General features: G+C 52.3%; 17 protein-coding genes. 15 read left to right on the forward strand and 2 right to left on the reverse strand.

The features are described 5' to 3' along the window. Positions 1–26: 26 nt before the first annotated feature. The 4 genes from KFE80_02165 to KFE80_02180 all read left to right on the forward strand — a co-directional run bounded on the left by KFE80_02165 (position 27) and on the right by KFE80_02180 (position 7,055). Complete coding sequence (locus KFE80_02165) at positions 27–1,349, forward strand: diaminopimelate decarboxylase (protein ID UTW45741.1); 1,323 nt, start codon at positions 27–29, stop codon at positions 1,347–1,349. Between the two features lie 211 nt (positions 1,350–1,560). Beyond that, positions 1,561–3,315: a gamma-glutamyltransferase gene (gene ggt / locus KFE80_02170; GenBank protein UTW46591.1), complete on the forward strand. Its 1,755-nt coding sequence runs from the start codon at positions 1,561–1,563 to the stop codon at positions 3,313–3,315. 4 nt (positions 3,316–3,319) lie between these two features. After that, a complete protein-coding gene (locus KFE80_02175; GenBank protein ID UTW45742.1) occupies positions 3,320–4,933 on the forward strand; it encodes an amidohydrolase family protein in 1,614 nt (537 codons plus the stop codon). Next, positions 4,881–7,055: a CapA family protein gene (locus KFE80_02180; GenBank protein UTW45743.1), complete on the forward strand. Its 2,175-nt coding sequence runs from the start codon at positions 4,881–4,883 to the stop codon at positions 7,053–7,055. The genes KFE80_02175 and KFE80_02180 overlap by 53 nt, the downstream gene beginning before the upstream one ends. Before the next feature lie 112 nt (positions 7,056–7,167). Here KFE80_02180 and ggt (KFE80_02185) read toward each other — a convergent pair whose 3' ends face one another. Both ggt (KFE80_02185) and KFE80_02190 read right to left on the reverse strand, forming a co-directional pair. Further along, entirely contained in the window at positions 7,168–8,934 is a 1,767-nt protein-coding gene (ggt, locus tag KFE80_02185; GenBank protein UTW45744.1) for a gamma-glutamyltransferase, read from the reverse strand. A 171-nt stretch (positions 8,935–9,105) separates the two neighbouring features. Then, on the reverse strand, positions 9,106–9,693 hold the full coding sequence (locus tag KFE80_02190; GenBank protein ID UTW45745.1) for a hypothetical protein: 588 nt from the start codon (positions 9,691–9,693) through the stop codon (positions 9,106–9,108). 109 nt (positions 9,694–9,802) lie between these two features. Between KFE80_02190 and htpG the strand changes: the two genes are divergently transcribed. From htpG to KFE80_02245, 11 genes are all read left to right on the forward strand, one after another. Next, positions 9,803–11,716, forward strand: a complete 1,914-nt coding sequence (htpG, locus tag KFE80_02195) for a molecular chaperone HtpG (GenBank protein UTW45746.1) — start codon at positions 9,803–9,805, stop codon at positions 11,714–11,716. Positions 11,717–11,869: 153 nt separating this feature from the next. Beyond that, a complete protein-coding gene (locus tag KFE80_02200; protein UTW45747.1) occupies positions 11,870–12,895 on the forward strand; it encodes an NAD(P)H-dependent glycerol-3-phosphate dehydrogenase in 1,026 nt (341 codons plus the stop codon). 42 nt (positions 12,896–12,937) lie between these two features. Continuing rightward, positions 12,938–13,492, forward strand: coding sequence for a DUF4389 domain-containing protein (locus KFE80_02205; GenBank protein ID UTW45748.1), 555 nt, complete (start codon positions 12,938–12,940; stop codon positions 13,490–13,492). Continuing rightward, positions 13,489–13,944 carry a phosphohistidine phosphatase SixA gene (gene sixA / locus KFE80_02210; protein UTW45749.1) on the forward strand — a complete coding sequence of 152 codons (456 nt, stop codon included), beginning with the start codon at positions 13,489–13,491 and terminating at the stop codon, positions 13,942–13,944. The genes KFE80_02205 and sixA overlap by 4 nt, the downstream gene beginning before the upstream one ends. Next, positions 13,926–14,828 carry an alpha/beta fold hydrolase gene (locus KFE80_02215; protein UTW45750.1) on the forward strand — a complete coding sequence of 301 codons (903 nt, stop codon included), beginning with the start codon at positions 13,926–13,928 and terminating at the stop codon, positions 14,826–14,828. The genes sixA and KFE80_02215 overlap by 19 nt, the downstream gene beginning before the upstream one ends. Next, positions 14,815–15,660 carry an aminodeoxychorismate lyase gene (gene pabC / locus KFE80_02220; protein UTW45751.1) on the forward strand — a complete coding sequence of 282 codons (846 nt, stop codon included), beginning with the start codon at positions 14,815–14,817 and terminating at the stop codon, positions 15,658–15,660. The genes KFE80_02215 and pabC overlap by 14 nt, the downstream gene beginning before the upstream one ends. Further along, positions 15,654–16,682, forward strand: a complete 1,029-nt coding sequence (gene mltG, locus KFE80_02225; protein ID UTW46592.1) for an endolytic transglycosylase MltG — start codon at positions 15,654–15,656, stop codon at positions 16,680–16,682. Before pabC ends, mltG begins: the two co-directional genes overlap by 7 nt. A gap of 23 nt (positions 16,683–16,705) precedes the next feature. Continuing rightward, positions 16,706–17,344, forward strand: coding sequence for a dTMP kinase (locus KFE80_02230; GenBank protein ID UTW45752.1), 639 nt, complete (start codon positions 16,706–16,708; stop codon positions 17,342–17,344). Further along, positions 17,337–18,296, forward strand: a complete 960-nt coding sequence (locus tag KFE80_02235) for a DNA polymerase III subunit delta' (protein ID UTW45753.1) — start codon at positions 17,337–17,339, stop codon at positions 18,294–18,296. Before KFE80_02230 ends, KFE80_02235 begins: the two co-directional genes overlap by 8 nt. A 64-nt stretch (positions 18,297–18,360) precedes the next feature. After that, the gene (locus tag KFE80_02240; protein UTW45754.1) at positions 18,361–18,714 is read left to right on the forward strand and encodes a PilZ domain-containing protein; all 354 of its coding nucleotides are present in this window, start codon (positions 18,361–18,363) and stop codon (positions 18,712–18,714) included. 45 nt (positions 18,715–18,759) lie between these two features. Next, positions 18,760–19,542, forward strand: a complete 783-nt coding sequence (locus KFE80_02245) for a TatD family hydrolase (protein ID UTW45755.1) — start codon at positions 18,760–18,762, stop codon at positions 19,540–19,542.

Genomic DNA, 19,542 nt, shown 5'->3' on the forward strand with positions numbered 1-19,542 from the left:
GTAACGAGGGGACCCCGGAGTTAATTATGAATGATCATGAGTTTGAAACAGAATACAGCACCGCAATTACTAATAATGCGGAGTATGAATTAATTGCCAAAGCGGCTATTGCCAATGGCATGCTCTCTCCAGAGAAACCACTGGTGGGGTTTGTGAATATCGAAGGTGTTCGCAAGACGGTTGCTGAAATGAAAGCGGCGTTTCCTGACCATTTTTACCACCACTTTGCGGTGAAAGCCAATGGCATGACCTCGGTTCTCAGCCTGTTACGTGAATGCGGAATATTGGTAGAAACCGCCAGTCCCGGTGAATTGAAGCAGGCATTGAAAGCGGGCTTTACTGGTAAGGATATCGTTTTCGATGAACCTGCAAAAACCGAGTACGTGATTCGTGAAGTCATTTCACTGGGTGCTACGTTGCACGTAGACAACTTCGAGGAAATGGAGCGTGTCCGCCGTATTATGGGTGAGCTGGGTGAAGGCTACACGGGCGAGATTGGTTACCGCATTAATCCTCAGGTAGGCAGTGGCAAGATCAAGGCCATGAGTACCGCAGGGGCTCACTCAAAATTCGGTGTTCCGCTGGAAGACGAAGGCAATCGTGAGCAAATTATTCAGGATTACCTGGACAATCCATGGATGAAAACAGTGCACACTCATGTCGGCTCTCAAGGTTGCCCGTTTGATTTGATTGCCCAAGGTTTGAATAAAGTCGTTGCCCTGGCAAAAGAGGTGAATGAGCGAGCTGGAGAGCAGCGTATTCAGTCCATTGATATTGGTGGTGGTTTGCGGGTTAATTTCTACAGCGACAAAGTCACCCCAACTTTCCAACAGTACGCGGACTTTTTGAAAGAAAACGTTCCTGAGTTGTTCACTGGTGAATACCGCATTAAAACCGAATTTGGGCGCGCTACTATGGCCAAAAACGGTTCTATTTTGGCCCGTGTTGAATACGCGAAAAACAGCGGTGGGCGCCATATTGCCACCACTCACGCCGGTTCACAAATAGCAGCTCGTACCACTTTTATGCCCGAGTCTTGGCCTCTGCGTCTGTCTGCTTATACCCCAGAGGGCGAGTTCAAAAATGGCGAGTGTGTAGAGCAAGATATCGCCGGCCCTTGCTGTTTCGCTGGCGACGTGGTTGCCCACCAGCGCAAAATGCCCAAGTTGGAGAGTGGTGACTGCATTATGCTGCACGATACGGGTGCTTATTACTACTCCAACCCGTTTTACTACAACTCCCTCCCAGTTGCTGCGGTTTATGGCTATACCATTAACGATGGCAATGTGGAGTTTGTTCAGTATCGTCGTCAACAAACTCTTGACGAAATGATGGCAATTATTGGATAAAACCACTTCTGTTGTTATCCTCAATGTAGCGACTGCGGTAGTCTCCAGCTGATTGTTAAGCCAGAGCCTGCTCAGTCGCTTCGTTGGTTTCCGTTTGGAGTCATTTCTTGAAGGCAATAAAGCAGTTCCAGCAGCGGTAGGGTGTTTCTATGCTTTGCTTCAAGGTGGCAAATAATAATTTTACCGGTATAGGGCAACCCTGATGCTTCCATTGCGCAAAGCTTTCCTACAAAAAATAGTCTCTTCGCTCTTTATTTCCTTACTCGCTTTCCATCCTTTCGCTCACGCCGCCAGTAGCCATGTTGACAACAGTGCGGCCATTATTCGATACGACACCATTCATCACCCGGTTATTGGTACCGGCGGTATGGTCTCCAGCCAGCGCATGCTGGCCAGCGAAGTGGGTGCCGAAATCTTGCGTCAAGGTGGTAATGCGGTGGATGCCGCGGTAGCTACCGGCATTGCCCTGGCTGTCACCTTGCCACGCGCCGGCAATTTGGGTGGCGGTGGCTTTATGTTGGTGCACTTGGCCGACGAAAACAAAACCATTGCTTTGGATTACCGTGAAATGGCCCCTAAGGCCGCTCACCGGGATATGTTTTTAGACAGCGATGGCAATGTTGATAATCGCAAAGCCCAGTTCAGCCACTTGTCTTCTGGCGTACCGGGAACCGTTGCTGGCCTTTCCCTGGCTCTTGAGCAGTACGGCACTATGAGCTGGGCAGAGGTGGTGAAGCCATCCATCAAGCTGGCAGAAGAAGGCATAGTGGTGTCTTACGATTTGGCCGAAAACCTGAAGAAGCGCCATGCCTGGCTAACGGCAAATGCAGCCACCGCCAAAGCCTATTACAAAAAGGGTGGTGTACCCTACGAGCCCGGCGATGTGTTGCGTCAGCCAGACTTGGCGTGGACTCTTAAGCGCCTGGCAAAATACGGCCCGGATGAATTCTACAAAGGTAAGATCGCCAAAAAAATCGCTGCCGATATGAAGGCCAATGGTGGCTTGATCACCATGGAAGATCTGGCTAATTTTAAAGTGGCAGAGCGGGAGGTGGTCTCCACCACCTACCGCGGTTATGACGTTATTTCCATGCCGCCTACCAGCTCCGGTGGTGTGCATGTTGCCCAGATGCTCAATATCCTTGAACACTTTCCAATCGGTGAAATGGGTGCAGGCAGTGCCGATGCCACCCACCTGCTGGCAGAGGTTATGAAACTGGCTTATGCGGATCGCAGTGAGCACCTGGGTGATCCGGATCATTACCCAGTGCCGATTAAGGGGTTGACCAGCAAAGCCTATGGCAAAGAGTTAGCTGATAAAATTTCTCTGGATAAAGCGCTGTCTTCAGACGAAATCAAGCCTGGAAACCCTGCACCTTACGAAAGCCCGGATACCACTCACTTTTCAGTGATGGATGCTCAGGGGAATGCCGTCTCTAACACCTACACCCTGAATTTTTCCTATGGCTCCGGCATTGTCATTCCCGGCACCGGTATTTTGATGAACAACGAGATGGATGATTTTTCTTCCAAGCCCGGTGTACCCAATGCCTTTGGTTTGGTGGGGGGCGAAGCCAATTCTATCCAGCCCACTAAGCGCCCGCTGAGTTCGATGACGCCGTCTATGATCCTTAAAGACGGTAAGCCGTTTGTAGTAACCGGTAGCCCCGGAGGCAGTCGCATTATCAGCACAGTATTGCAGGTGCTGGTTAATGTGATGGACCACAATATGAATATGGCAGAAGCGATTCACGCACCACGTATCCACCATCAATGGTTGCCGGATCAACTGGAACTGGAACCCGGATACAGCCCGGATACCATCAAGCTGCTGAAACAAAAAGGCCAGAAAGTGAAAAAGGGCCAGACCATGGGCAGCGTGCAAACCATCATGTGGAAAGACGGACGTTTTTACGGCGCATCCGACCCTCGTCGCCCAGATGCAGGTACCGTAGCGGTCAAGTGAGGTAATGAGTATGTTTTTAAACAGGCTAGTGCTGAGAAGAAAATCCCTGTTATTGACTGTGGTGTTGCTGCTTGGCTCAGCACTCACCGCCTGTTTAACTACAGAAGAGGGCGAGGCAATCTCTGTCGACACGCTGATTGTCAACGGCCTGGTTTATGCCGGAAAAAATCAGGCCCCGATTGAGGCTGCGGTTGGTGTTACAGGGGACAAAATAGTTTTTGTCGGTAACCCTGAGAAGCACAAGTTGATTACCTCGCGAACTATCGATGCTTCCGGAAAAATTGTTGCACCGGGGTTGATAGACCCTCATACCCACTCCCTAAGTGATCTCCAAAACGCCAATGGCGATGGCAAGAACAGCAATCTTAACTATCTGACCCAAGGGGTTACTACGGTTTTTAATGGCAATGATGGTCGTGGGCCCACAAATACCGGCGAGTTGATTGATGGCTTCAATCGCAATGGTATTGGTACCAATACGGCGTTGTTTGTGGGGCATGGGTTTGTACGTACTCAGGTGATGGGTCAAGACAATCGCAAACCCACTGACGCCGAATTGCAGGAAATGAAAACCCTGATTGCCAAGTCTATGGAAGAGGGCGCTTTGGGGTTTTCTACCGGATTGTTTTATGTGCCGGGCACCTATTCTGACACCGCTGAAGTGATTGAGCTTTCAAAGGTGGCTGCCAAATACGGTGGTATTTATGAGAGCCACATTCGCGACGAGAGCACCTACAACATTGGTGTTGTCGCAGCAGTACAGGAAGTCCTTGATATTGGTAACGGCGCCGATATTCCCGTGCACATTGGCCATATCAAAGCACTGGGCGTTGATGTTTGGGGGGAAAGCACTCGTATTATCGAACTGATTGAACAAGCTCAGGCAAATGGCCAAACAGTGACCGCTGACCAGTACCCATGGAGCGCATCCAGTACTCGCCTACACAGTGCAGCCATACCCAGAGAAGTATTGGCGGGGGGATACGAAGAGTACAGCAAGCGCCTCCGTGATCCTGTATTACTGCCGGAGATCCGAGCTGGCATTGCGGAAAATATTCGTCGGCGCGGTGGCCCGGAGTCTTTTTTAATGGTCCAGGGTGAAGTGCCTTCAATTATTGGCAAAACCCTCGCACAACTTTCCGAGGAGCAGAACAAAGACCCGGTTACGGTGGTTATTGAATCGGTTCTCGCCGGTTCGGTTGGCATCGCCTCGTTCAATATGAACGAAGAGGATATCGCCAACTTTATGAAAAAGCCCTGGGTGATGACCAGCTCCGATGGCACCAATGGCCACCCAAGAAAGTACGCCAGTTACCCACGCAAGTACCGTGAATACGTGGCCAAAAAAGGCGTCATCAGTGAACAGGATTTTATTTATCGCAGCTCAGGTTTGGTAGCAGATACCTTTGGTATTAACAACAGGGGTTACCTTCAGCCCGGTTTTTATGCCGATATTGTGGTGATTGATACTGACCGCTATGAGCAAGTGGCCGACTTTAAAAATTGGAATAAGTTGACCACGGGAGTGGATTACGTTCTGGTTAACGGAAAGGTGGTGATAGAAGATGGCAACTACAATGGTGCCTTGGCGGGCAAAGCGTTGCGCCTCAATGATTGAGGTCTCTGCTGTTAATCAGGCTCGCTGCAGTGGCAAAGTAGCTGGCTCCATGCTGGCAATTTTGGCTTTAATCGGCTTTGTGGCTATCGCTGTTGCCATGAATAAAGGCGGCAAAGGCGATGATAGCCAGGCTTCATCCAATGCTTCCGCTTCAGCGTTACTGGTTTCCGGGCGTGTGCTTGATGAAGGTGGGCAGCCTATTGATGGGGTTCAGCTTTCCATCAATGGAAAAGATGGGGGCGATACCACTGACGGCAAATATCGTTTCTCTTTGTCTGATGAACGTGTTTACCAACTTCGCTTGGAAGCACCGGATTATTACCCAATTATTCACACTTTTTCCGCCCATGAACTAAAAGCAGCAAAAGGGGCTATTTCAGATATTACCCTGGTTGCCCGTAAACCGGGGCGAACGATGTTTGCTTTTGGCGGTGATGTTATGGCGGGTCGCCGTTACTTCAACCCTTTAACCGGGGACCAGGCGCTCATCAGTATGGAGGCGGAGCAAGGCGATACGCGGCAGTTACTGGCGCAAATAGAGCCTTACCTTGTTGATGCCGATGTGGCTTCCGTTAATCTGGAAATAGTGGTTGCTGAAGAAAAGCCAGAAGTTGAAACACCCAAAAGCGTTATCTTTTTTGCTCGTCCAGCATTAGTGGATGCACTGAAAAATGCTGGTGTGGATTTTGTAACACTTGGCAATAATCATGTTTTTGACTTTGGTGATGAAGGTGTAGTACTCACCCGCAAGTATCTGGATCAGTACCAGATTCCTTATTCCGGTGGTGGCCTCAACGAAAAGGAAGCGTTGGCGGCTTATGAAGTTAGCCACAATGGCCATGGTTATAAAATGCTTGGTTACGTGGGCTGGAAGGGCAATTTTACGCCTAATCAAGTGGCTGAAGCCAATAAGGGAGGAGCCGCTTGGGGCAGCGAACAGAACATTAAGCAATCGGTTGCCCGCGAAGCCAGTACTGATCAGCCGGTGATTGTTCAATACCACGGCAGTAACGAGTACAGCTACGGCCCTACAGAAGAGACCCGTAGTCGCATGCATCTGGCCATTGATTCCGGTGCTGCGCTTGCCATTGTCCACCATCCTCATGTGGTTCAGGGCTTTGAATTGTACAAAGGCAAGTTAGTGGCTCACTCACTGGGTAACTTTCTGTTCGATCAATACTTTCAGGAAACTCACCGTTCCGCCATGCTGTATGTATGGATGGATGGGGAAGAGTTTGTGCGCGCAGAAGCCGTTCCCCTCTACGTCAAGCACTACCAACCCACGCCAGCGGTTGGTGCAGTCCGGCAGCACATATTGCGTCGTATCAATCACCAATCCAGCTTGCACGGCCTGACGTTGGCCAGCAGCGGTGGCCACGCTATTGTGGTTGCTGATGAACAAAAACCATCAAGTGTGAAAAGCACAACTACTTTACCGTTAACCGGTGGCGCCTGGTCGGGTGAAATATTGCCTAACTGGCAGAACCGTTTGCTGCAAGTAGACACCGCGGAAGGAGCAAGCTGCCAGCTTGGCCGTGATCTGCTGGTGACCGGAGATTTTGAGTCGGCCCCTATTCTGCCGTCAGACCCAGGTACTTGGAATTTTAGTGAGGGTAGTGGTGTCGAGAATGGCGATGCTCACAGTGGTGAATTTGCCATGGTGCTAAACCCAAGTTCTGATGGCAGCTACGCGGTAACCCGAGGTTTTCATCGCTTGGTAGAAGCCCAAGACGGTGCCACACACTCTTTAACAGGTGTCATTCGTTCGGCGAAGCCACAAGCTCTTGAGGTGTGTCTGGAGTTTGCTCCAAGAGCTAAGCCGTTCAGTGCGTCGTTGGACGCAGCGCCCCACCAGTGTTTTGGTGAAATTAACAGCTCAGGTGATGGCTGGCAAAATTTTCGTTTTGATTTCCCAGTTGTGGATCAGCAGCAAAATAAAGGGTATCGAATTCGCTTGCAAAGCAAAGGCACGCTAGCCGCACCGGTTCAGTTGGATGATCTTTCATGGGTCGCTTGGGAACAGCCTGTTGCTTGTGCTGAACTGCCCAGCAGTGAAGTGACGAATAGTGACCGATTAAGCCTTGGTGGTGCAGGTGAAACGGCACAAATTATTGTGCAGTAAAATTTTATTGCTGGCACAGTAATAGAAAATCTACCTGTTTGTTCTGAACAACTACGGCGATCTTTTTAGATCGCCGTAGTTTTTTCCTTTTCCTGTGAGTCGGTTTTGCTCTTTACTTTACGCCAACCGCTTTTGCGTCTGGCCTGCGAGTGTCTGCTGCTCCATTCAACTCGCTGCCTTCAATCAGGATCGATTGGGTGCTACCCATGGTGGCCCCATGTTTAATACTGTGGCCCCGTTGTTCCAGCGCCCTGACCACGTCTTTGGGGTGGCCGCTTTCCAATTCCAACTGATTTGAAATTCCTTGATAGCTGCGAGGTGTCTGAGTGGCGTCAGCGATGTTCATACCATGATCGATGACGTTCATTAGCACCTGTGCAACCACAGGCATAATGCGTGCACCACCGGGCGAGCCGCTAATAATTACCGGCTTGCCATCTTTCAGAACAATGACCGGAGAAATGCCGGAAACTACACGTTTGCCAGGGCGCAGCACATTGGCCAAGCTGGCTTTGCTGTTGCGAACTTTGCTCTCGTCCACAGACAGGCCGAAGTTGCCCAAGTGGTCGTTGAGAATAATACCGGTGCCCTCGGCCATCACGTAGGCACCAAACGATGAGCTGATGGTGTATGTATTGCTAACTGCATTGCCGTCTTTGTCCACCACGGAATAATGGGTGGTGTCTCGGCTTTCGTACTGCAGTGGGTCACCAGGCAAAATATCAGTTATTGGGCGAGCTTGCTGCATATCGATGAGTTCAGCCAATTGTTTCGCGTAGGCTTTACTACCCAAACCCTTTTCGGGGACTTTGTGTTGGGGATAACCACCCATAAAGCGAGTGCGATCCACGGTGACCAGTTTCTGGGCTTCTGACAATAGGTGTATATTGTCGGAGCTGTTGGAGCCATATTCAGCAATAGGAAAATTTTCCAGAATATTCATCAATTGCTTAAAACCAATGCCATTGGATGGTGGTGGCATATAAGCCATCTGATAACCACGGTAATCCCCCCAAATTGGCTGGCGCTCGTTGACACGGTAATTGGCCAAGTCATCGTGAGTGATAACACCGCCGTTGGCCTTCATATCGGCAACAATTTTGTCGGCAATGGCACCTTTGTAAAATGCATCGGCACCGCCTTTGGCAATTTGCTTGAGTGACCATGCTAGGTCTGTTTGTTTTAAGCGCTCTCCAGGTTGATAGCTGGATTGATCTTTCTTATAAAGAGTTTCTGCAAGTGCTTTGTTGTTTATCAGTTTGCCTTGCATCGTGCTCAAGGCATAAGACAAGTCCGGCGTGACGGTAATGCCTCGTTGAGCCAGTTCGATTGCCGGTTTTACCAAGGTTTTCCAGGGGAGTTTGCCGTACTTTTGGTGGGCGTGATAAAGGCCGGCAACCGTTCCGGGTATGCCAACACCGAGGTGGCTGTAGCGCTTGTCTCGGTCCCATTCACCATCTGCCGTGGCAAGCAATTCCGGGGTGATGTTCTGTGGTGCTTGCCCATAGTATTCAATGGCAACGGTTTTGTTTTCTTCGGCAAGATGAACCAACATAAAACCACTGCCACCGATGTTGCCAGCACGGGGCAGGGTAACCGCAAGGGCAAAGCCGGTGGCTACCGCAGCGTCCACCGCGTTGCCGCCCTGTTCAAGGATTTCTGCGCCCACCTGAGATGCCAGGCTATTCTGGCTGACCACCATGCCTTCGGTAGAGGTAACCGGGTGGTTGATGGTGTCATAGCGAATCAGGAATTGGCTGGTGCTGCTCTGTTTTTTTGCCGTTGGCACTTCCGCGCTAGCGGGGGAAAGGTTGAGCGTCAGCAGCACACTGAGCAGGAGCTTGAGAGGTAGTTTGTTGGGGAATGGATTTGAATGCATGTTCTCGCTCCAGCCGTTAATCAAAACGCCAAGTCTATATCAGGCATTTTTCCTGAGCCAGTGGTGTATTCAATGAGCATTCATGCTGCCTGAGAAAAGTGCTTGTAGGGTGAATTAGCCGCACAGCGGCGTAATACACTCTATCTGAAAGACGACGAATCGGTGATGGCTTTACTGCAACAACGCCAGCTTGATGGCCTTTAAATCCATTGCTTCCAGAAAGGCTTCCAAAGCATCTTCATCACTCAGGTTCTGGCCTTTCAGTTGCAGCAGAATCTGGCCTGCCAGCATCAGGGTGATCTCTACAGAATTTCGCTCTTTGCGCTTGATGCCCTTATTGCGCTGGTAGCGATAGGGCTCGGCGTTAGCGTCGTTGCGCAGCAACATGGGGTTGTTAATCATGGCGCCCAGGCCACTGACCATAGGGGAATTGGCACTGATGCTGATCTCCACCGTCTCGCGGCCCTTGCGGTAGCGCTTGGACATATGAGTGCCACCGCCGAGCATCGCCATGGCGGCGCTATTGTGTTCCACATCCTCAGCAGACCAACCCTCCAGAGGCTTGGGCAGCAGCTGGGCATTGTCTTTATCCAGTTTGCTTTGGATCTGGGAAATGGCGTACTGCAGCTCATCAATGGCGGCTTGGTAATCCTGGTCGTTGTAGGCCTCGAGGCCCAGGTTAATCTGCTCGCTGATCTTGTCGGCAAAGGCGGGGGTTGCAAACAGCAGGGTGGCAATCAGGGAAACAGTGGCTTTCATGGTTATCTCCTTATAAATCACAGGCAATCGATAAAAGTGTAGCCCTTGAAAGTCGGAAACTCGACCTTATTTACCTGTCATCCTGTTTTTTCCACGGAGCAATAACACTATGAGCGATACCGCCACCCAGACGGAAACCCACGGTTTCCAAACAGAAGCCAAGCAGCTTCTCCATTTGATGATCCACTCCTTGTACAGCAACAAGGAAATCTTTCTTCGCGAGCTGATTTCCAATGCCTCAGATGCCGCCGACAAGCTGCGTTTTGAAGCTTTGGAAAATGCCGATCTGTTTGAGAACGATAGCGAACTGAGAGTTCGCATCAGCGCCGACAGTGAGGCCAACACCATTACCATCAGCGATAACGGCATTGGTATGTCGAAAGAAGAGATCATCGACAACCTGGGTACCATTGCCAAGTCCGGTACCGCGCAGTTTTTATCTTCGCTGAGTGGCGATCAAAAATCTGACTCCCAATTGATTGGCCAGTTTGGCGTGGGCTTTTACTCCGCCTTTATCGTTGCCGACAAAGTGGTGGTGGAGTCCCGCCGTGCCGGTGATAGCGCTGATTCCGGAGTGCGCTGGAGCTGTGAAGGCGAAGCGGAGTTTCAGGTGGAAGCCATTGATCGTGCTGAGCGAGGCACGGCGATTACTCTGCACCTGAAAAGTGATGAAAGCGAATTTGCCAACGAGTTCCGTTTGCGCAATATCGTCAAAAAATACTCAGACCATATCGCCGTGGCGGTGGAGATGGCCAAGCCGGAATACCCTACCGGTGAAGAGGAAGAACAAGAAAAGGAAGAAAAGGCCCCTGAGTTTGAGGTGGTCAACAGCGCCAAAGCCATGTGGACCCGTTCCCGCAGTGAGCTCAAGGACGAGGACTACAAAGAGTTCTACAAGCACATTGGCCACGACTTTCAAGACCCGCTGGTATGGAGCCATAACCGGGTAGAGGGCAAGCTGGATTACACCAGCCTGCTGTACGTGCCTGCTCACGCGCCCTTTGACCTCTACAACCGGGAAGCGCCCAAAGGCCTTAAGCTGTATATTCAGCGCACCTTTATCATGGACGACGCCGAGCAGTTTTTGCCCCTGTACCTGCGTTTTGTCAAAGGCGTAGTGGATTCTGCAGACTTGCCGCTCAATGTGTCTCGCGAAATCTTGCAGCAGACGCCAGCGGTAGACAGTATTCGTTCTGCCCTCAGCAAGCGGGTACTGGATATGCTCGGCAAATTGGCTAACAAAGAAGGGGATGATTACCAGACGTTCTGGAATACCTTTGGCCCGGTATTGAAGGAAGGCCCGGCGGAAGACCACGGCAACAAAGAGAAAATTGCCAGCCTGTTGCGCTTTGCCTCCACCCACACCGGCAACAGTGACCAAACCGTGGCACTGGCGGATTACCTGGAACGCATGAAAGAAGGCCAGGAGAAGATTTACTTCCTCACTGCCGACAGCTACAGCGCCGCCCAGAACAGCCCTTACCTTGAAGTGTTCCGCAAGCACGGCATTGAGGTGCTGCTGCTCACCGACCGCATCGACGAGTGGTTGATGAGCTACCTCACTGAATTCGATGGCAAGTCTTTCCAGGATGTGGCTCGCGGCGAGCTGGATCTGGGTAAGATTACTGGTGAGGAGGACAAACCGGAAGATGACAAGCCCTCTGAGGAGCAGACTGCTCTGGTGGAGCGTGTCAAAGAGCTGTTGGGCGATACCGTGGAAGACGTGCGCACCAGTACCCGACTCACCGATTCACCGGCCTGCCTGGTGGTGGGGGATCAGGATGTGGGCATGCAGATGCGCCGTATTCTTGAAGCTGCTGGCCAGGCGGTGCCGGAAAGCAAACCGATTCTGGAAGTCAACGCGGAGCACGACCTGCTCAAACAACTGGACGTGGAGCCCGATGAGGATCGCGCCGGTGATCTGGCGCTGTTGATGTTTGAACAGGCACAACTGGCTGCTGGAGAACAGTTGGATGATCCGTCCGCGTTTGTTCAGCGCTTGAACAAGCTGCTGTTCAAATAAGCATATTGCAAGGCCGCAAAAAGGCGAATGGGCGTTCAGCCATTCGCCTTTATTTGTGTCTGGGATGTCATTTTTCGGTCTCTTTTGAGTCATGGCTATGCACCCCATTACCCCCTATAATCGACCTTCACAACAGCACCAGACGCTTACTTTATGACCGATAACAACCATAAAATTACGGTACTTGGCGGAGGCAGTTTTGGCACTGCCATTGCCAATATGATTGCCTGCAACGGTTTTCCAGTGACCCAGTGGATGCGCGACGAGGCCAATGCAAAAAATTGCATGGACAGCGGAGAAAACAGCCGTTATCTGCCAGGCTACAAGCTGGACAGCCGCCTTGAGGTTACTGCAGATCTTGAACAGGCGCTCAGTGGCAGTGATGTGGTGTTTTTCTCCATCCCCAGTAAGGCGTTTCGTTCCGTAGCGGCCGTGGCCGCTGCTTATATGGATTCTCGCACCATGGCGGTAAGCACCACCAAGGGCATTGAACCCAACAGCTTTGAGCTGATGAGCCAGATTCTGGAAGAGGAACTGCCCACCCAGCGAATTGGTGTAATCAGTGGGCCCAACCTGGCCAAAGAAATTGTCGCCAAGCAAATTACCGCCACGGTGGTTGCCAGTGACGACAATGAGCTCTGCGAAACCGTACAGCAACTGTTGGGCTCCCGTTATTTTCGTGTGTACGCCAATGCCGACCGCTACGGTGTTGAATTGGCCGGCGCGCTCAAGAATATCTACGCCCTGGCAGCTGGGCTGGCGGCGGCGTTGGAAGTGGGTCAAAACACCACCAGTGTGCTGATTACCCGCAGCCTGGCTGAAATGAGTCGGTTTGCCATGCAGTTGGGTGCAAACCCGATGACTTTTCTCGGCCTCAGTGGCGTCGGAGATTTGTTTGTTACCTGCACCTCACCCCTCAGTCGCAACTACCAAGTAGGCTATGCCATTGGCAAGGGTAAAACCCTCGAGCAGGCCATTGAACAGGTGGGCCAGGTGGCAGAAGGGGTGAATACCACCCGCCTGGTGAAGGAAAAATCCGATGAGCTGGATATCTACATGCCCTTGGCTAACGCCATGTATGAGTGCATGTTTAACGGCTCATCCATCGAGCAGTTGATGGGCAATATGATGTTGGCCGAACAGTCGAATGATGTTGAATTTTCGGCACTTAAAGCTTGAATTTAAAGTAAATTAACAAGAACTATTTTAGTGGGAAAAGTTATGAGTGAGAAGCAAGGACAACCCCATTTTTTGAACGTTAATGTGTGGCTGCGTTTGTTGTTTATGGCATTTGCCTTGGTATGCCTGTTCATTGCCCGAATCCTGGTTTGGGTGGCGGTAGTATTTCAGTTTTTGGTGGTGCTATTTACCGGCCAGGATAACGACAACTTGCGCAACTTTGGTCAGGGCGTCAGCAAATGGGTGTACCAATGTCTGCTGTTTTTAACCTTTAACAGCGAAGAGAAGCCCTTTCCATTCAATGAATGGCCAGAGGTTGAACCCGGTGAACCCTATCGCGCCCCACAACCGGAAGTGGTTTCTGAAAAGGAACCCGAAGAGGAACAGCAAAAAGAGCAGCAGCAAGAACCTCAACCAGAACCTCAACCAGAACCACAAGCGACTGCGCCGGTAGAGCCAACCTACCAGGGCGGTGAAGCTGAGGTGGAGTTGGACGACCAGCCAGAGCCCCTGGAATCGCCCGCTGAAGACACTTCCTCGCTAAACAGTGCCCCGCTAAACAGTGATGGCCAGGATGACCCCGAAAAGCGCGGATGAAGCTGTTCCTGTTGCGCCATGGCGATGCGGCCAGTTACGGAGAGGGTGGTGAACGGCCACTGACGCCTCTGGGGTTGGAGCAAACCCGCCGAATTGTCGCCGAGGCTGCCAATGGCCTCAACGCTGTAGAGAGCGTGTACAGCAGCCCTAAATTACGGGCTCGGCAGACCGCAGAAGCTGCTGTTGATGCGGCCCAATTGGGATTGCAACCGCAGGTTGTGGAGCAGTTGTTGCCAGGTGCAGATATCAACGCATTGCGCGCTGTTATCGGTGGCAGCGAGCACAACAGTGTCTTGCTGGTTACCCACCAGCCGTTGGTGGGTAAATTATTGGATTATCTGACGGATCGCTCTGATCTCGGTTACCAGATGGGCACCAGTTGCCTGGCTTGCCTGGATGTCACTGGCTTTGCCTGTGGTGGTGCGACCTTGCAATGGTTGAAGCAGCCTTGACTCGCCCGGTAGTGGAAAAACCGTTTACGGTAGCAGGGCGCTCCATGGCCGCTTGCTACTGGCAAGCGGAGCAACCCAAACAAAGCCCAATTCTGGCCCTCCATGGTTGGCTCGACAACGCCAACTCGTTCCAGCCATTGGCTCAACAGCTGCCAGATTACTCCATCCTGTCTCTCGATCTCGCCGGCCATGGTCAGAGTGAAGGTCGTTCCGAAGATTCCGGTTACAACCTGTGGCAGGACGTCTGGGAAGTGCTGGATGTGATTGAGCAGATGGGCTGGCAGAAGGTCAACCTGATGGGCCATTCCAGAGGCGCGATGATCGCAGTGCTGCTGTCTGCGGTGGCGCCACAAGTGGTGGACAAACTGGTGCTTATTGATGGCCTGGTGCCATTACCGATTCCCGAGGCGGATGCCCCCAGGCAACTGGCTCAGGCAATCGCTGATCGGCACAAATACCGCAGTTACCATCGCCGTCGTCACCGCACTGAGGAGGATGCTCTGAAAGTACGCATGAAGGGCACCTTCCCATTGAACCGGGAGTCCGCTGCATTGTTCGCAGAGCGTGGTCTTAGCCAAGATCAGGATGGCTTTTATTGGCTGGCAGACCCGCGCTTGCAGGCGGCTTCAGACAGCAAATACAGCGAAGCCCAACTGCGTGCTTTTATCGAGCAAGTTAGCGCTCCCGTGATATTGTTTTTAGGCAGTGAGCAGATGGACATCAAAGAGCGGCTGTTTGCCAGCTTTTGGCAACAAATCAAAACCTGCCAGAAGTGGGTTTTGGAAGGTGGCCACCACCTGCATATGGAAGGCGCGCAGTCTGCCATTGCCAAACATTTGAAGGTCTTTTTTAACAGCCAAGAGAGCGGTGATGGCAGCTGCTGATCGAACACAATGCTGGCTTAATGGCGAGCCCGCAACGGGTATCGATGCGCTGGATCGTGGCTTGGCTTACGGCCACGGTTTGTTTGAAACCGTTCGCATCGCCAATGGCGTTGCGCCATTGCTTGACTACCACCTTCAGCGCCTTGAAAAGGGCCTGCAGGTGCTATCTATTCCCCTCGATCTCGTTGCACTCAAACAGCATTTTATGGACTTTCTCGCTGGCCGGGGTGAAAAAGGGGTCGTTAAAATCATGGTTACCGCCGGAGTTGGTGGCCGTGGTTATCAGACGCCTGATTGTGTACAGCCCAACACGCTGTTGCTGTGGTATCCATTGCCGCCGATGTTGACACAAACGGCCCCACTGCGGCTGCGTGTGTGCCAGCACCGATTGCCGTTGCACCCGCCACTGGCAGGGCTCAAACACCTCAACCGCCTGGATCAGGTGTTGGCTCGACGGGAATGGCAGGACGCTGATATTCACGAAGGGCTGCTTCTGGACGTCGAGGGCCGAGTGATAGAAGCCACCGCCAGCAATTTGTTTGCTCTGCACAATGGCGTTTGGGTGACACCAACCCTTGAGCGCTGCGGGGTAGCAGGTGTGATGCGTGAATTGCTGTTAAAAGAGCTGCTTCCAGGGCTTTCTTTGCCCGTTGAACAGCGTGATATGGGTGTGGATGAGCTGGCTGAAGCGGAGGAACTGTTTTTGTGCAACAGTCTTTACGGTATTTGCCCAGTGGGCAGTGTCGACGATTTGGCCGATTTTGCCAGCGTTAAGCAGGCTGGGCATTTACAGGTGGCCTTACAGGAGCGTTACCCGTGTTATCGCTGTTAAGGCGTTTATTGGTTGGTGCACTGATAGCCACTGTTCTGCTGGCTATCGGCGGTTACGTCTGGCTGACACACCTTGTTAAACAGCCGCTGTCGCTTGAAGAGCCTTTGGAGTTTAGCGTTGAGTCGGGCAGTAATCTGACTCGACTGCTGGGCCAATTACACGACCAGCACGATCTGTTCAGTAGCCACATCCAGCAACAAAGCCTTTTGCTCTACGCTCGCTTTAACGATTTGGGTGATATTCAGGCCGGTGACTATCGTTTGCAGCCCGGTGTTACTCCAATCTCGCTGTTGGATAAACTCAACAGCGGAGATGTGGTGTACCATCAGGTGACTCTGCCGGAAGGGTTAACGGTTAAGCAGTGGCTGGCCAAACTGCGCGACCAACCTCACTTGCAGGCCAGCGATTCTGACCAGGAATTATTGGCAGCGGTTAAAGAGGCAAATCCGGAGGGGTGGCTGTTTCCAGACAGTTATCGTTATCACCGCGGTGATAACGCGGCCGACATTGTTCAGCGTGCCCATCGCACCATGCAGCAAACGCTAACGGAATTGTGGCAGAACCGCGCGCCGGATTTGCCTTATCAAAACCCCTATGAAGCGCTGGTGATGGCATCGATTATTGAGAAAGAAACAGGGGTGGCTCACGAACGCCCGGCAATAGCCGGTGTATTTGTGCGCCGCTTGCAGCGAGGAATGCGCCTGCAAACCGATCCAACGGTTATTTATGGCCTGGGGGACAGTTACAAAGGCAACCTGACTCGCACCCATTTACGTCAGCGCACCGCTTACAATACCTACGTGATTAAAGGGTTGCCGCCAACCCCTATCGCCAATCCGGGGGCGGAAGCTATCTACGCGGCGTTGCATCCGGCGGATGGTAATGCTTTGTACTTTGTAGCCAAGGGGGATGGCAGCCATTATTTTTCCGCCACCTTAAAAGAACATCAGCGCGCGGTTGACCAGTACCAGCGCCGCCAGCGTCGCAGCGATTACCGCTCGGCACCACCAGTGAATAAATGACTTTAAATAATTAAGGTAATCCATTGAAAATAGGCCGATTTATAACGGTTGAAGGCACAGAGGGGGTGGGCAAAACCACCAATATGGCTTTTATCCAACAGTGGTTGCAGAGCAATAATCTGCCATTTATTACTACCCGTGAACCGGGCGGTACACCGCTGGCAGAAGACGTGCGCAGCTTGTTGCTATCTCCCCGGCAAGAGTCCGTGGATGAAACCGCAGAATTGCTGCTCATGTTTGCTGCCCGGGCGCAGCATATCGCCCGGGTGATCAAGCCCGCTCTGGCTGCTGGTCAATGGGTGTTGTGCGATCGCTTTACCGACGCCACTTACGCTTATCAAGGCGGGGGCCGAGGTCAACCACTGGAAAAGATTGCCCAATTGGAAACCCTGGTGCAGGGGCAGTTACACCCGGATTTGACGTTGATTCTGGATTTGTCGGTGGAGGAGGGCTTGCGTCGTGCTCATAACCGCAGTGCGCCGGACCGTTTCGAGCAGGAAAAGCAGCAATTTTTTGCCAATGTTCGAGCCATGTACCTGCAGCGGGCTGAGCAGCAGCCGCAGCGCTGTAAAGTGATTGATGCTTCTGAATCGTTGCCACAAGTGCAAGATCGAATCGGAGCGGTGTTGAATCAATTCTTAGCGAGTCACAGCCATGGCTGAGCAACCACAAACACTGGCCATGCCTTACCCTTGGCAGGGTGGGGTTTGGGACGACATGGTGGGCCAACACCGGCGCGATCGGCTACCTCACGCATTGATGGTGGCGGGCCCGTCGGAAGTGGGCAAAATTCAGTTTGCCCGGGCTCTGGCACAGCGAGTCATTTGCACCGAGCCCCTGGGGGATTACGCCTGCGGCACTTGCAAGGCCTGTAAGCTGGTGGCCGCAGACAGCTTTCCCGACTTGAAAATTGTGTCTCCGGAAGAGCCTGGCAAGGCGATCAAAATCGACCAGATAAGAGCGCTTTGCCAGTTTATGTCGAAAACCGCCCAGCAGGGCGGTTGGAAGGTGGCCCTAATCGAGCCTGCTGAAGCCATGAACGTCAACGCCGCCAATGCGTTGCTGAAAAGCCTGGAAGAACCTGGGGAAAACACTCTGCTGATTCTGGTTTGCCACCAGCTATCACGGGTGCCCGCTACCGTTCGCAGCCGCTGCCGAATGGTGAATTTCCCGATTCCGGATGTATCCAGCAGTCGCGACTGGCTGGGCAAGGTGGCCAGTGGTGATCAAGACCCGTCATGGTTATTGCAGGAAGCCGGGGGCCGGCCACTGCATGCGCTCAGGTTGGTGGAAAGTGACCTGCTGGAGCAGCGGGGCGAGTTTTACCAGTTGCTGGATGACTTGGCTGAACACAGGCTCTCGGCGGTTCTGGCTGCTGAGCGCTGTCATCGTCAAAAGCCACAGCGGTTACTGAAATGGCTGTTAGCGCGAGTAGAGGGAGCGATACGTGAATACCCTGGAGAGCCGTCTACCCGCAAGTGGTTTCACCTGTTGGATCGCATTAACAACGCCAGGCGAGAAGTAGACAGTGCCAGCAACCCCAACATGCAGCTTTTGTGGGAATCACTGCTGTTGGATTGGCAGAGCCTGGGCAGTGTTTCCCGTCAAGGATGATTGCTACTGGCCACACCATGACGTACTATCACAACTGCAACAATAACAAGGCATTACAAAGTCTATGGACGCGCTAGGCGGCGGTGTACGCAACGGCATTCTCAATTTAAAACTGTCTTCCCAGGAGGAGCTGTACGCCTCCTATATGCCTTTTATTACTAATGGGGGATTGTTCGTGCCCAGCAAGCAAGAATATTTGCTGGGTGACGAAGTGTTTGTGTTGCTGCAGTTGATGGATGAACCAGAGAAAATCCCCATTACCGGCAAGGTGGTGTGGATGTCGCCAAAAGGTCTGGGTGGTCAGCGCAAGCAGGGCATCGGTATTCAGCTGGATGAGGCCAATATTGAGCTGCTTGGCAAAATAGAAGCCTATCTGGCGGGGCTGCTGCAGAGTGCTGAACACACGTACACCATGTAACCAGCGGCTTTTCTAGCAACCAACTGCGCGGCTTTACTCTCCTTCATGCTTGTTGACTCCCACTGTCATCTCGACCACCTCAACTGTGATCATTATTCCAGTGGTCTCAGTGAGCTCTTGGACACCGCTCGCGACCGCGGTGTGCAAGGGTTTCTGAGTGTTGCAGTAGATTTGGATTCCTCAGCCAATATTCAGCAGCTTGCTCAAGCGCACGATGATATGTGGGTATCTGCGGGTGTTCACCCACTGCAAAAACAGCTGCCCCCATTGCCGGATGTGGCACGGCTTACTGAGCTGGCTCAACACCCCAAAGTCGTGGCCCTGGGAGAAACCGGCCTCGACTATCACTACAGTGAGGATACCGCCGATTGGCAGCGGGAGAGCTTTAAGCGCCATTTGCAGGTGGGCAAACAATTGGCAAAACCGGTGATTGTGCATACCCGTGAAGCCCGTCAGGAAACACTGGATGCCATCGACCGCTACGGCTGCCGCCACAGCGCCGGGGTACTGCACTGTTTTACCGAAACCATGGAGATGGCCCGTGAAGCCATCGAGCTGGGTTACTTTATTTCGTTTTCTGGCATTATCACCTTTCGCAGCGCCGATGCGCTTCGCGAAGTGGTGAAGCAAATGCCGCTAGAGCGCATTCTGGTTGAAACTGACTCCCCGTGGCTGGCTCCCGTACCTTATCGGGGCAAACAGAATGAGCCGCAATATGTAGTGGAAGTGGCTCGTTGTATCGCTGAGCTAAAAGACGTCAGTGAGCAGCAGGTGATCGAACACACCGGCGAGAACTTTCGCCGTTTATTTTTGACTTCTCAGGCGTAA

Source organism: bacterium SCSIO 12696, from assembly GCA_024397955.1.
In the GTDB taxonomy this organism is placed as follows: Bacteria; Pseudomonadota; Gammaproteobacteria; order Pseudomonadales; family Porticoccaceae; genus SCSIO-12696.